Annotated in this window: 16 protein-coding genes and 1 riboswitch; of the genes, 7 read left to right on the top strand and 9 right to left on the bottom strand. The window is 34.5% G+C overall.

Features of this window, described 5'->3' with window-relative positions:
• Positions 1-20: 20 nt before the first annotated feature.
• Positions 21-377, bottom strand: a complete 357-nt coding sequence (locus tag D2K60_RS05465; protein WP_117168961.1) for an arsenate reductase family protein — start codon at positions 375-377, stop codon at positions 21-23.
• Between the two features lie 162 nt (positions 378-539).
• On the opposite strand from D2K60_RS05465, the gene D2K60_RS05460 reads away from it, so the two are divergent.
• From D2K60_RS05460 to D2K60_RS05435, 6 genes are all read left to right on the top strand, one after another.
• Complete coding sequence (locus D2K60_RS05460; RefSeq protein ID WP_420818804.1) at positions 540-848, top strand: hypothetical protein; 309 nt, start codon at positions 540-542, stop codon at positions 846-848.
• Positions 849-866: 18 nt separating this feature from the next.
• Positions 867-1,187, top strand: coding sequence for a spore coat protein (locus D2K60_RS05455; RefSeq protein ID WP_117168959.1), 321 nt, complete (start codon positions 867-869; stop codon positions 1,185-1,187).
• A 167-nt stretch (positions 1,188-1,354) separates the two neighbouring features.
• Entirely contained in the window at positions 1,355-2,110 is a 756-nt protein-coding gene (locus tag D2K60_RS05450; RefSeq protein ID WP_205418576.1) for a metal ABC transporter ATP-binding protein, read from the top strand.
• 21 nt (positions 2,111-2,131) lie between these two features.
• Positions 2,132-2,986, top strand: coding sequence for a metal ABC transporter permease (locus tag D2K60_RS05445; protein WP_117168958.1), 855 nt, complete (start codon positions 2,132-2,134; stop codon positions 2,984-2,986).
• Complete coding sequence (locus tag D2K60_RS05440; RefSeq protein ID WP_117168957.1) at positions 2,983-3,390, top strand: Fur family transcriptional regulator; 408 nt, start codon at positions 2,983-2,985, stop codon at positions 3,388-3,390. Before D2K60_RS05445 ends, D2K60_RS05440 begins: the two co-directional genes overlap by 4 nt.
• Before the next feature lie 240 nt (positions 3,391-3,630).
• On the top strand, positions 3,631-4,080 hold the full coding sequence (locus D2K60_RS05435) for a GtrA family protein (RefSeq protein ID WP_117168956.1): 450 nt from the start codon (positions 3,631-3,633) through the stop codon (positions 4,078-4,080).
• Between the two features lie 603 nt (positions 4,081-4,683).
• Here the strand turns inward: D2K60_RS05435 and D2K60_RS05430 are convergent.
• Positions 4,684-5,103 (bottom strand): universal stress protein, encoded by a 420-nt coding sequence (locus tag D2K60_RS05430; RefSeq protein ID WP_117168955.1) that lies wholly within the window; start codon positions 5,101-5,103, stop codon positions 4,684-4,686.
• Positions 5,104-5,209: 106 nt separating this feature from the next.
• Positions 5,210-6,484 carry a voltage-gated chloride channel family protein gene (locus D2K60_RS05425; RefSeq protein WP_205418585.1) on the bottom strand — a complete coding sequence of 425 codons (1,275 nt, stop codon included), beginning with the start codon at positions 6,482-6,484 and terminating at the stop codon, positions 5,210-5,212.
• Positions 6,485-6,546: 62 nt separating this feature from the next.
• Positions 6,547-6,608, bottom strand: a riboswitch (Fluoride riboswitch).
• A gap of 159 nt (positions 6,609-6,767) precedes the next feature.
• On the opposite strand from D2K60_RS05425, the gene D2K60_RS05420 reads away from it, so the two are divergent.
• On the top strand, positions 6,768-7,913 hold the full coding sequence (locus D2K60_RS05420; RefSeq protein ID WP_117168953.1) for a glycosyltransferase family 4 protein: 1,146 nt from the start codon (positions 6,768-6,770) through the stop codon (positions 7,911-7,913).
• Position 7,914: 1 nt separating this feature from the next.
• On the opposite strand, the gene D2K60_RS05415 is transcribed toward D2K60_RS05420, so the two are convergent.
• From D2K60_RS05415 to D2K60_RS05390, 6 genes are all read right to left on the bottom strand, one after another.
• Positions 7,915-8,832, bottom strand: a complete 918-nt coding sequence (locus D2K60_RS05415; RefSeq protein ID WP_117168952.1) for a M14 family metallopeptidase — start codon at positions 8,830-8,832, stop codon at positions 7,915-7,917.
• Positions 8,833-8,930: 98 nt separating this feature from the next.
• Entirely contained in the window at positions 8,931-10,088 is a 1,158-nt protein-coding gene (locus tag D2K60_RS05410; protein ID WP_117168951.1) for an acyl-CoA dehydrogenase family protein, read from the bottom strand.
• Positions 10,089-10,201: 113 nt separating this feature from the next.
• Positions 10,202-11,434, bottom strand: a complete 1,233-nt coding sequence (locus tag D2K60_RS05405) for a methyl-accepting chemotaxis protein (protein ID WP_117168950.1) — start codon at positions 11,432-11,434, stop codon at positions 10,202-10,204.
• Between the two features lie 135 nt (positions 11,435-11,569).
• Positions 11,570-11,926: a response regulator gene (locus tag D2K60_RS05400; RefSeq protein WP_117168949.1), complete on the bottom strand. Its 357-nt coding sequence runs from the start codon at positions 11,924-11,926 to the stop codon at positions 11,570-11,572.
• A gap of 24 nt (positions 11,927-11,950) precedes the next feature.
• A complete protein-coding gene (locus D2K60_RS05395; protein WP_117168948.1) occupies positions 11,951-12,418 on the bottom strand; it encodes a chemotaxis protein CheW in 468 nt (155 codons plus the stop codon).
• A gap of 201 nt (positions 12,419-12,619) precedes the next feature.
• The gene (locus D2K60_RS05390; protein ID WP_117168947.1) at positions 12,620-13,084 is read right to left on the bottom strand and encodes a chemotaxis protein CheX; all 465 of its coding nucleotides are present in this window, start codon (positions 13,082-13,084) and stop codon (positions 12,620-12,622) included.
• Positions 13,085-13,233: the final 149 nt, after the last annotated feature.

The following is a 13,233-nucleotide window of genomic DNA, read 5'->3' as shown; positions in this document are numbered from 1 at the left end:
AAAATATATTTTAAATTAACTTATTTCCAATTCTGTTCAAATTGTTCTGGTTTAAATCCTAGTGTAACCTTTTCTTCACCAGTTGTTAATGGTCGTTTTATTAACATACCATCAGATGCTAGCCAGTCTAATTTCTCATCATCCGTTGCTTCAAGTAATTTATCTTTTAAACCAAGTTCGCGATACTTCAGACCACTTGTGTTAAAGAACTTTTTAATTGGCAGACCACTTTTAGATATAATCGAACGTAATTGTTCTTTCGTTGGTGGGTTTTCAACTATATGTATTTCAGTATATTCAACTTCTTCCTGTTCAAGCCATTTTTTTGCTTTTTGACACGTACCACATTTCGGATATGCATAAAACGTAATAGCCACTGAAATCACCCCTTTACACTTATTTTATCATAATAACCATTATTCATTGTTGTAAACCAGTTAAATTATTCACTACAAGTATATAAGAAAAGAGCATCCCTGACTAGTACTTCGCCTTTAAATAGCACCTGTATAATTTCAGTGCTAATGGAGACATTACAAATGCACAAATTAAAAGGAGGACAATCCACTATGCAGCAACAACAGCAACAAGCAACAAATATCAACCCTAATCAAGCTGGTCAAATTATGCAACAACCACCTAATGTAGTGACGACAAAAGACTTATTATATTTAACTGATATGATGTCATGGAATTTAAATGCAACAAAAAAGGCACATTTTTTTGCTTCGCAATGCACAATCCCTGAACTTAAAACTGCTTTGGAACAAACCTGTCAGATGCATCAAAAACATTATCAAAAGATTTTACAACATACAAATCAACAACCAAATACGATGATGCAATAAAAAGGAGGAACATAGATTATGAATCAACAAAAGGTTCAAAACCCTGAGACGCAAGTTAATAAAACACCAGAAATGAATGATCGTGACTTTATTAACGACATGTTATCTACTGAAAAATATATGACACAATCATACAGTGTTGCATTAAACGAAGCCAGTAATCAAACATTTTATCAGGATTTACTAGCAATCTTTAATGAAACGCAGGATTGTCAGCGAAATTTGTATAATTTAATGTTTAAAAATGGTTGGTATAGCTTGGATAAGGCAGAACAACAACAAATCCAGCAAGCAAATCAACAATATAGCGGCTACACCAATCAGTTCCCAGTTCATTAATTCTAACAAGCAACGCGCTTTTCCTAAAGGAGAAGCGCATTTTTTATATTAAAATTATTCTTATTTCATAACATTATTAAAACGGAACTATTCTTATTTACAATACGCAATCATTACGATACAATAGGCTATAGCGAATTTTATGTAGAAAAACGGGGGTTCAAAAATTGACCAATCCACTTATAACAATGGAGCATGTTAGCTTTGCATATGATAATAAACACGCATTAAAAGATATTAATCTAGAAATTAATACTGGTGATTTTTTAGGTCTTGTTGGGCCAAATGGTGGTGGAAAAACGACACTTATAAAATTATTGCTTGGACTAGAAAAGCCACAAAAAGGAATAATACGGCTTTTCGATAAAAATATTACTGACTTTAATCAATGGAGCAAGATTGGTTTTGTATCACAAAAAGCAAATAGCTTTAATCGAGGTTTTCCCGCTACAGTAAGAGAAGTTGTCTCAACTGGAATCACTGCCAAATTAGGCTATTTTCACTTTTTAAAAAAAGTTGATAAACAAAAAGTTGAGCATGCCGTCGAGATGGTTGGGATGCATGATTACATCAATCAAAACATTGGTGATCTCTCAGGTGGACAGCAACAACGTATATTTATTGCACGTTCTCTAGTGAGTGATCCTGCACTATTGATTCTTGATGAGCCAACAGTAGGGATTGATACTGAAAACGTTCAAAAATTTTATGGCTTACTGCATCGCTTAAACGAAGAAAGTAATATTACACTATTATTAGTCTCACATGACATCGGGACAATGACTAAACACGCAGATGGTATTGCTTGTTTAAATAAATCCTTGCATTTTCACGGAGACACGACATCATTTTCAAATTTGACTGATAGAGAATTATCACATTTTTATGGTCACGATTTAAATCTTGTCACACACCAGCATTAAATCAGTTAAGGAAGTGTACTCATGCTCACACAATTTTTTACGTATGAATTTTTACAAAACACATTTTATACAGGACTACTAATTGGATTCATTGCGCCATTATTAGGGACATTTGTTGTTGTTCGGCGCTTATCGTTAATTGCTGATGCATTATCTCATGTGACATTAGGTGGTATTGCCTTCGGTTTATTAATGGAAAAGAAGTATGGATTAGCATTTATTACACCATTTTATTCAGGCATGTTTTTTTCTGTGATAGGCTCGATGTTTGTTGAACGCTTGCGAAGTGTTTACAAAGCTTATCAGGAATTAGCAATACCTATCATTTTATCTGGTGGTGTTGGTTTAAGTGTCATTTTCATCTCACTTGCAGACGGCTTTAACACAGATTTATATAGCTATTTATTTGGATCTGTATCAGCAGTTAGCCGTAATGACTTATGGAGTATTCTCGCGATTACACTTATTGTTCTCTTCGTAATAATATTATTCTACAAAGAGCTCTTTATGCTATCTTTTGATGAAGAACATGCGGTTGTATCAGGAATTCATGCGAAACGGATACATTTCATTTTTATCGTGTTAGTTGCACTTGTCATTTCTGCATCCATTCGAATTGTAGGTGTTTTACTTGTTTCAGCTTTGATGACATTACCAGTTGCTGCAAGTATTAGAATTTCAAAAGGGTTTAAACAAACAATATTTTATTCTGTCATTTTTGGCGAATTATCTGTTATTATAGGATTAATAAGTGGTTATTACTTTGAAATTCCACCTGGTGGTACGATTGTTATGACTTCTATTTTCATTTTGCTTGTTACAATCACTCTAAAAAAAGTATGGGATCATTTCACTAGAAGGAAGGCGATCATATGAAAGTACAAGAAGCATTATCTGTGTTAAAAGAAAAAGGCTATAAATATACCGATAAACGTGAAGTTATATTAGAGTACTTTTCCATTGAAGATCGATACCGTACTGCGAAAGATCTATTACAACATATGGAACCTAGTTATGTAGGTATCAGTTTCGACACGATATATCGCAACTTACATTTATTTGACCAGCTTGGTATTCTTGAGTCTACAGAACTTGATGGTGAAAAACTCTTTCGAATGAAATGTGATCAACATCATCATCATCATTTTATCTGCAAAGAATGTGGGGTTACAAAGGAAATTCTTTGTTGTCCCATGGATGATATTCAAGAAGAATTAAGTAACTTTATGATTGATGATCATAAGTTCGAAATATATGGAAGATGTCCAGAATGTCAGTAACTGAATCACGAAAAAAGAGCTTCTCTCACAATTAATCTGTAGAGAAGCTCTTTCTTTTTGCATGTATCCAACCAGGTATATCTTTTTTTAGTTATTATTCTTAGCTACTTCATCCAAAATTGATGCATTTGCATGAATTCTCCTCTGTTAGATTTGAAATTATGCTTATTTATCTGTATCCTAATGACAAAGTTATTAAACGTATATAGAAAAAAAGTATCGAGAAAGGCGATTGTTGAGATGGCAAAAAAAATTAAATGGCAAGCACTGCAATTTAGTACAATAGGAATCAGTAACGCCGTTGTGGATATTTCTTTATTAAATATATTACTATGGATATGGCCTACGACAGACTCACAGTTTCTTCTTATTTTTAATACCTTTGCATACACATGTGCAATTATTAATAGCTACATTTGGAACACAAAGTACACCTTCAGTCATCGTGCTTACTTTAACAAAAAGGAACTAGGCTGGTTTATTATTCAAGCTTTTATTGCATTACTAATTAATAATGGAACGTTTATTGGATTAATGGACATATTTGCAGTTCAAACTGTTATTAATATCCCTTCATTTCTTGCACGAAATATAGCCAAGGGCATGGCGATGTTTCTATCTTCGACCGCAAGCTTTTTTCTGATGCGATACCTTGTTTTCAAAAAAGAAGAAGAGTCAGATGCACACTAAACATGCATCCGACTCTTTTTATAAGTAATCAAAAAATGTTCAATTTCAATGTCGAAATTGATAGAAAATGCGACTTACCAGAAGACTTTTACCCGCTTCACAAGTGAAAATGAGCTCGCTTTCCGTGGGCACGGCTTCAGCTAACTCGGATAAGCAAAAGTCGCTTTCCGAGTGGATCTTCAGCCCGCGCTGTTCCCACAGGAGTCTCACTCATTTCACTTGCTCCGCTAGTTTTGTCTATAAATAAAACGTGTCCAATTGCATACTGAATTAAAACGTCAGCAACTATATTAGTAACTGAAAACACATCAATTTTTAGCGCCTAATACTAATTTATGTAATTAATGTTACAACGTTTTTGAAATTAGTTGCTCTAATAAGCGAAGGAAGCAAATGGGTGACACTCTAGTGGGAACAGCACAAGCCGAAGATCCACTTTGTAAAGTGTTTTTCTTTACAAAGTTAGCTGAGGCTGTGCCCACAGAAAGGGAGCCCATTTGCTGACATAGCGGGTAATTTTTTTGGTTTTTTCTAAGATGAGGGCTTACCCTGATGATTGCGTATAATTATTATGATTAAACTTTGTTGTTGTATGACGCGCTATTATTTAACTATTAATACCGGGCATTCTGCTCTTTTAGCTACTTTGTGACTCACACCACCGAGCACCATCTCTTGTAAACCATTTAATCCCCTACTACCTATTACACATATGTCAACCTGTTGCGCATTTGCATATTTCACAATAGATGGACCAGGGTCACCGTGTAAAATTTTAATTTCATAATCAATACCTTTATCTTTAATTTTTCTCTCTGAAATTATTAATTTAGCTTTTCGGCTTTGATCCAAATCAACGGAGTTCCACTGATGTAACACATCTGATTTTGAAGTGGTACCATCTACAACATACGCTATAATTATCTTTGCTTGTGGATTATTCTCTGCTAAAATAATTGCCTTTTCACAAGCTCTAATTGCATGTTCAGATCCATCTGAAGCTAATAAGATTTGATTAAACATAGCATTTCTCCTCATTGATTATTTTCTTCTCTACATTATACCAATTATTAGCTTTATTTGTATACGTTTTCATTCGAAGTTATTCTATACTTTTTTACTAATTTCGTTATAAATCAGAAAGGATTCGCTTCTCATCTTTAACAAGCTGCCGACTTTTTGATGTACCAATTTGTTGTGCAGAATAAATGCCCGTATGTCCTGAAAAAAGGTAGCTAATGATACATGCTAGAAACAAATATATTGCTGCATCTGCTCCAAATAACTCAATGCCCATGATAAAACAAGCTAAGGGAGTATTCGTTGCTCCACTAAAAACTGCAATAAGTCCTAAAGCTGCTAAAAAGCCTAAAGGGAGATTCAATATACCTGCTAACATATTGCCAAGTGTTGCACCAATTGTAAACAAAGGCGTTACCTCACCACCTTGAAATCCGGCACCTAGTGTAATAGATGTATAGATAGTTTTCCATAAAAAAGCGAGTGGGTTTACTTCGTTACTAAAAGATTCTTCAATTAAAGGCAGACCTAAACCAAGATAATCTCGTGTGTCCATTATGTATACAAGTAATACAATGATCGATCCACCTACAAAACTTTTCAAAATCGGATTCTTAAATGTATGACTAAATATTTTCTTAAAAAATCCTGTCAATTGACTAAATAACAATGCAGCTAAACCAAATAGAATAGAAGCAATAATGACTTTCAATACTAATAATATTGAAAAGGCTGGTATGATATCAATGACATAATGCGCATGTGGAACATCAAATCCTCTAGTAACTTGATCTCCAATGATACTAGCGAAAAAGGCAGGTATTAATGCTTGATAGCTGACTAAACCCAAGGCAAGCACTTCTATTCCAAAGACCGTACCAGCTAATGGTGTCCCGAATAAAGAACTAAATCCCGCACTTATTCCAGCTATTAAAATAATTTTACGATCAATTCTGTCTAGGCGAAATATTTTTCCTGTAAAATCAGCAAAGGTACCCCCCATTTGTACAGCTGTACCCTCTCGACCTGCTGAACCACCAAAAAGGTGTGTCATTATTGTGCCAAATAACACAAGTGGCGCCATACGAAGTGGAATGCCTTCTTTACGGTCTCTTATCTCTTCTAGTATCAAATTATTCCCTTTAATTGCACTACCACCAAATTTCATATATAAAAAACTAACAAAAGCACCAGCAAAAGGTAAGAGAAACAATAGATACGTAAATGATTCACGTGTCGTTGCCGCCCAATCCAAGCTGACTAGAAAAAATGCAGATGCAGCCCCAGCTAGTGTTCCAACTATACCAGCTAAGCATAGCCATTTTATCAAATAAAATAATGAAAGAAGATAATAGCTATTTTTAAATCGTTCTAAATAAGTCAGTATGCGTTTTCCCACTTACATTTTCCTCCTCAAATAAACAGACTCCTACCAGTAGATAACTTATACCGATAGGAGTCAAAAGCAATTCGCAGTTTATTTGGTGAACTCCATCACCTATTTTAATATTTCACTTATTATATAACAGGAGTATATATTGGTCAAATAGCTTTACTAGCTATTCATGATGAATATTTTACTTCAATTTTACAAGAAATTCATCGTATTTCGCAGTGGAATTGTATATCTTTACAGTAGATCTAATTAAGCTAGAAGGAGGGAAAATATGCGTATTGCTATTTTTACTGACACCTTTTTTCCAGATGTAAACGGGGTTGCAACAACACTAGCCAACTATATTACCTATTTAGATCAAAGCGAACACGAATATCATATCTTTAAACCTAGTACTGATCATGATCAACCCCTATACACCCATCCTCTTTTAAGTATGCGTTTTTTCTTGTATCCGGAATATCAAATCCATCTTCCTAACTACGCACAAATAAAGCAATCATTAAAAGCATTCAAACCGGATATTATTCATGTTGTAACACCCTTTTCAATTGGTTTATATGGAATAAGATATGCATTGAAGAATCAAATCCCCTTAGTTGGCTCGTATCATACTAATTTTGATCAATATTTAAACTACTACCATTTACGTTTTTTATCGCAAGCCCTTTGGAAATATTTACACCGTGTTCATGAACCAATGGAAAGAATTTTCGTTCCATCTACTGATACACTACAGCAATTAAAGCGAAAAGGATTTACCAATTTACGATTATGGCAACGTGGCGTAGATACAAACACTTTCAGGCCAAGTGCTCACAACAAGACATTCCGAAAAAATTATAACATTACTACTCCATTCACACTAAGTTACGTCGGTCGCCTATCTCCAGAAAAAAATATAGATGCTCTCATGCAAATTATTAACTCCTTACAGTATTCTTTTTCAAATAAAATACATTGGCTAATTGTTGGAGATGGTCCTGAAAGACAACGCTTAATGGAATTGAACAACCCTAATATAACCTTTACTGGTTACCTACACGGTCAAGATCTAACCGACATCTATGCTAACTCTGATTTATTTGTCTTTCCATCTGCTACTGAAACATTTGGAAATGTTGTTTTGGAGTCACTAGCATCTGGAACTCCCGTTATAGGTTCCAACACAGGGGGTGTAAAATATCTATTAGAAAATCAGCCACACGCTCATGGTATAACCTGTGATCCAAATAAACCTGATCAATTTGTTAAAGCAATCACAGACCTATTAACAAATCCCTTAAAAAGACATCAAATGGGAAACTCCGCTAGAATTTTTGCCAAATCAAAAAGTTGGCAAAAGATATTTGACCAACTTTTAGATGATTACACTGACGTATTACAGGATCGTGATGATCAAACGAAACAAGCATAAATCATATAATTAATTGGTTCGCAAGTTCTAATGGCACTTCTTTATTTTCATTCCATATTTTATCATAATAGCTTAATGGAACAGGTCTAGGTCCAACCAAAGGGGCTATTTCAATCGTGAGACTTGGTCGTTTAAAATGGCTTATAAACCAATCAGTAAAGCCACCACCACTCGGGTTATCAGTCGGATAAATTAGCTGATAACCTGTTTTATTGCTAGTTATATTCGCGATTTTTTTTGCATATTTTTCTTGTTCTCCTGTGCTTTTATACTTCCAAAAGATCTCTTCTCCAGAGGAATGATAGGCCACAGCTAGCTTAAAATCGTGTCCACTAACAAAATTGTAAACTGCTTTCACTTCTGGTTCACTTAGGGCTGCGTAACCTTTAAAATTCATTGGCGCTGGTCGGCCTGGATCATGATGAATTTGTTCCCAGTCAACTGGATACTGTCGATTTAAGTCTACTCCGCGGATATTTGCTTTCCAGTCCATAAAGTCATCTTTATTATTGTTCCATTCACGTAACTTGCAACTGTTTAAAAATAATTCTGGCCCTTGCTGGACAAGTGTTACACCATCCGGGTTGACCATTGGGATAAAGTAGATCGTTACCTGTTTTAGTATATCTTTTACTGGATAGCTGCCAATACACTGGTTTGTTGAAGCAGCTAAACAATACGTTTCAACCATATCCATGAGTAGCGTTGTTGTTAGCCATTCTCTTGCATGATGCGCACCATTTACAAGTATTTCCTGTTTGCCACTTCCAAGCTTTAACGAAAAAACAGATCGCTCAGCCACAGACTTACCAATAACATCAACGGCCAGTAGATCAGGATATGTTTCATTTAATCGATCTATATCAACAGATAACTGGTGATAGGTATAAACCTTTTTTGGATTTATTATTCGAGTCATCGCGTTCACTCCTTCCTATTATGGATATGATAAAAAGGAAGGATTATAACAGCAAAATGTATCATCTTTCATAAGAGTCAATCAGAACGCGCAACACTTCAATTAATTGCACGTTTAGCAAGTATACTTATTACCATATCGTCCATTGGTGGATTATGGAGTCCCGCTCGAACATCTCGATAATATTGTTCAAATCGATTCTCTTTAGATAGTCCGCGACCTCCGACTATCCGCATCGCTAGATCTACTACTTCATTTGCGCTATTTGTTGCAACTGTCTTCACAGCTGCTAGTTCCGCACCCAATTGTCCTCTTTCATCAGGATTGTTATCCCATCGCTCTGCAATACTATACATAAAGTAGCGTGCTTGCATAAGTTTCAGATCCATTTCACCAATCTTTTGTTGAATATGAGGCACTTCTGAAATCGGTGTTTTTAAGCTATTTGGTTGAAAATTCTTAGCAAATGCAATTGCATCGTTACGCGCAGCAATTGCGATACCTAGATAACATGCCGGAATATGTAAGAGCCACCCCTTTGGTGTACGTTTTTCACCTTTTTGATTTAATTCAACAAGCATATTATCTGTAACAGAAACATCTTTTAAAATAACATCATCACTACCTGTTCCTCGCATGCCAAGTGTATCCCAAGTATGTTCTATACTAATTCCTGGCGTGTCTTTTGCAATAAGAAATGAACCGACTGCCTCTTTATCCTCAACATATGCAGTGATAATATAATAGTCTAATACACTAGCCATTGATGCAAACGTTTTTCTTCCATTTAATAAGTAGGAATTATTTGATCGTTTTGCTCGCGTTTCCGGAATTCCTCCACGTGTTGGACTTCCTGTTGCTGGTTCTGTTGCTAAACGATTTACTAACAATTGCTTTTCAGCAAGTTCCTTTGCAAATGGTTGATAGATAGCATCAGGCCATAAATGATCCTCACTTAATTCTTTGACAATCCCTAAATGCCATCCAACCGATAAAGCAGTAGCACCATCTCCAGCAGCTAATCTTTCTTGAATTAATAAGAATTCATATAATGATAACGCCTTTCCACCATAGCTTTTAGGTAATGTAAGGGACAAATAATTCGCCGCTCTTAAATCTGCGACATTTTCAATTGGCATTGATGCCGTTTCTTCAGCAATTTCAACTCTTTTTTCAACCTTTTCAGCTATTTGAGCTGCTTTTTCTACCAACGCCTCTTGTCTCTCATTCTTTATGAACGTTTTAAATAAATCCATTTTAATCTCCTCCATATCTGCTAATACTATTATTTTATGCTACCCTTTACTTTTTTACAAAAAAAAGAAGAGCGGTTAGCTTTTATTCAGCTACCTCCTCCCCTCTTTACATACTAAATATTCAACTTTCTAATGCCTGTTTCTAATTCTTCTTGTCCGATACGAATATTTTCGACAGATCCACTCAAACGTTCTGATGCTGATTCTGCTTCTTGTATACCTGCTGCTGATTCTTCTGATACACTTGCAATATTAGTAATCGAGTCATTAATTACCTTGGTATTATCAAGTACATCATATAAGTTATTTGAAACATCCTCAATCTCTTTACCAATGTTTGTAATAATAACATTTAACTTATCGAAAGTAGAGCCTGTCGTTTGAATTTGTGATGACCCTTCATTAACAGCTTGATACCCCCGCTCTAATGCTTCTACAGCTTCTTTAGACTCATATTGAATTCCACTTGTTGTCTCTGTAATATCTGTAACGGATAGACTTACTTGTTCCGCAAGTTTTCTTACCTCATCTGCTACAACTGCGAATCCCTTTCCATGCTCACCTGCACGTGCCGCTTCAATTGCTGCATTTAACGCTAGTAGATTCGTTTGTTCTGCAACTTCTTTAATTACGGTTACTACTTTTGTTATTTTTAATGTCATTGCATCAAGGCCTCTTACTTTATCTAATGATTGCTTAATCGTATCATCAATAACCGACATTTTATCAACCGATTGATGCATCAATTGGCTACCCTCATCCGTGATTGATAACATAGATTTAGACTCTTCTTTAATGTTCTCTCCATTTAACACAACACTCATAATTGTATTAGAGAATTTCTGCATCGTTTCAGTTAAAGATGAAGCAGAATTTGCTTGTTCTTCCGCACCGCTTGATATTTCTTGCATCGTAGTAGTAATATAACTACTATCCTTTTCCAAATCATCTGTATATTGATGTAATGTACTACTTTGTTTATTCAAGTGATCTGTTATTGTTGAAATAAATTTTACTGCATTTTTTGTCTTATCAATGACAAGATCAATTTCCTCATTTAATTGAATAAACTCTTCATTTTTCATATTTGTTTCAGGTAACTCTTCTACCTTATCGCTCGCCAAAATTTCTAATCTTTCTCTTGTTTGTTTCAATTGTTTCACAATTCTTAAGCTAGAAAAATGAGCAATTGCAAAACTTACGATCACAACAACTGCAAAAGCAACAATTATTGGAAATGAGAACGCGTCCACTTTTACTAAAGCAAATATGCTATAGCCGAAAAGTGCAGTATGTAATAAAATAACTAGTAAAAAACTCACAAATAAACTTAATCTAATTTTCATGATTGGATGACACCCCTTACCATTATTTTAATCTTTCCTTTTATATATCGGCACAATTTTAAAAAGTATTACATTTATTTCTTAACATGTAAAAAGAAAAACGTAAAAGATTTACTTTTACGTTTTTAAATTTCTTTAAAAGATTTTAGCTAAGGCTTGTTGAATACGATCCTGATCAAATGGTTTTACAATAAAATCTTTTGCACCTGATTGAATTGCTTCTAACACCATCTGCTGTTGTCCCATTGCAGAACACATAACAACTGTAGCATCTGGGTAGTTCTTTTTAATTTCTTTAAGTGCTTCAACACCATTCATTTCAGGCATTGTAATGTCCATTGACACAAGATCAGGCTTTAATTCATTATAAAGATCTATAGCCATTCTTCCGTTCTCTGCTTCACCTACGACTTCGTGTCCTAATGAAGTGAATATATTTTTTAGTTGCATGCGCATAAATGCAGCATCATCCGTTACTAAAATTCTAGCCATACCGATTTCCCCCATCATTCATTCTTATTTCTCTTCAACAACTTGTTTTAATTCAATTATTTCCTCATAATTTAGAACGTATTCTAAATCGATTAACAATAACAATCGATCATCCAATTTTGCCACTCCATGTAAAAAATTCGCATTTACACCTTTAATTGTTGTTGGTGCATCTTCAATAATAGATTGATCAATGTCTATTACGTCTGATGCGGCATCTACTACGAAACCAACATGGACGCCACCTTCATTAACTTTGGAAACTAACATTCTTGATTGTTCCGTTTCATCTGTTCTATCCATATTCATTCGCGTCTTAAGATCAATGACAGGAATAACCTCTCCACGCATTTTCGTGATACCCTCAATAAAATCTGACACCTGAGGAAGTGCAACAACATCTTGCAGACGCTCAATTGAAATAATCTGTTGAATGCTAGCGCCATATTCTTGACCGTTTAATTGAAAGATAATATACTTTTCAGTACTCATTTGCTTTCTCCTTTATATACAAAATATGTCATTCACTAGTATAAAATAATAATAGTATGATAACCAATGTAACGAATGATCCTATAAATACACTTCATCTTGTAATTTCAAAATAAAAGATAATATCAGAATACCTGTTTTATACATTTAAATCAATATTAGTTAAGCTACTTTTGTAAATATAATGAGGGCTATTTCATACTACTGATTTAATAGTATAATAGCCTCCAATTCTTTTCCTTGACCATAGTCTACTTTAACTAGTAATGCGCGTTTAAAACCAGTTAATTTCGTGCTACCATTTAATACCGTTGGATGTGTAATATCCGTTTGAATTTGAATCTCTGCTAGGTATGTAGATAGACTTCCTGCAACCATATTTCCTAATTCTCCTACAAATGAATCAAGCATCTCTTCAGATAATGACATACCAAACATTGCTTCACCAATCTCATTAAACAATTCCTGGCTAGCTTGTAATAATAATTCCCCTTTTAAATCTCCGGTAAAGCCAATTAATACACCGAATTTCACAACTAATGGTGGAGCTATCAATTGTGGAGAACCCATTCCAGGCTCCATTGGTATAACCTTTTTCACCGTATGAATCGTACCATTGTACAACTCTTTAATCATTTCATTGATGTTTTTACTCTCTGTTGTCACTAGATCTTCCTCCCTCTTTCTTACTGTACAAAATGCTTTTATTCTTTTTATATCTTTAGTTTTTTAGCACTACTTCTATTTTCGACATAAACCACCAAATAATTAAGTACTTTTTCCTATAAAATTTAAAAATAAAAGAGGTGGCTATA

The sequence above is a fragment of the Paraliobacillus sediminis genome (genome assembly GCF_003426055.1).
Note: the sequence above shows the minus strand (reverse complement) of the source record. Positions and strands in the feature narration are given on the sequence as shown.

Excerpts from the sequence above, each read along its gene's own strand:
- D2K60_RS05460 (WP_420818804.1), top strand. The coding sequence starts at position 540 with ATGCACAAATTAAAAGGAGGACAATCCACTATGCAGCAACAACAGCAA.
- D2K60_RS05455 (WP_117168959.1), top strand. The coding sequence starts at position 867 with ATGAATCAACAAAAGGTTCAAAACCCTGAGACGCAAGTTAATAAAACA.
- D2K60_RS05445 (WP_117168958.1), top strand. The coding sequence starts at position 2,132 with ATGCTCACACAATTTTTTACGTATGAATTTTTACAAAACACATTTTAT.
- D2K60_RS05440 (WP_117168957.1), top strand. The coding sequence starts at position 2,983 with ATGAAAGTACAAGAAGCATTATCTGTGTTAAAAGAAAAAGGCTATAAA.
- D2K60_RS05435 (WP_117168956.1), top strand. The coding sequence starts at position 3,631 with ATGGCAAAAAAAATTAAATGGCAAGCACTGCAATTTAGTACAATAGGA.
- D2K60_RS05430 (WP_117168955.1), bottom strand. The coding sequence starts at position 5,103 with ATGTTTAATCAAATCTTATTAGCTTCAGATGGATCTGAACATGCAATT.
- D2K60_RS05420 (WP_117168953.1), top strand. The coding sequence starts at position 6,768 with ATGCGTATTGCTATTTTTACTGACACCTTTTTTCCAGATGTAAACGGG.
- D2K60_RS05415 (WP_117168952.1), bottom strand. The coding sequence starts at position 8,832 with ATGACTCGAATAATAAATCCAAAAAAGGTTTATACCTATCACCAGTTA.
- D2K60_RS05410 (WP_117168951.1), bottom strand. The coding sequence starts at position 10,088 with ATGGATTTATTTAAAACGTTCATAAAGAATGAGAGACAAGAGGCGTTG.
- D2K60_RS05405 (WP_117168950.1), bottom strand. The coding sequence starts at position 11,434 with ATGAAAATTAGATTAAGTTTATTTGTGAGTTTTTTACTAGTTATTTTA.
- D2K60_RS05400 (WP_117168949.1), bottom strand. The coding sequence starts at position 11,926 with ATGGCTAGAATTTTAGTAACGGATGATGCTGCATTTATGCGCATGCAA.
- D2K60_RS05395 (WP_117168948.1), bottom strand. The coding sequence starts at position 12,418 with ATGAGTACTGAAAAGTATATTATCTTTCAATTAAACGGTCAAGAATAT.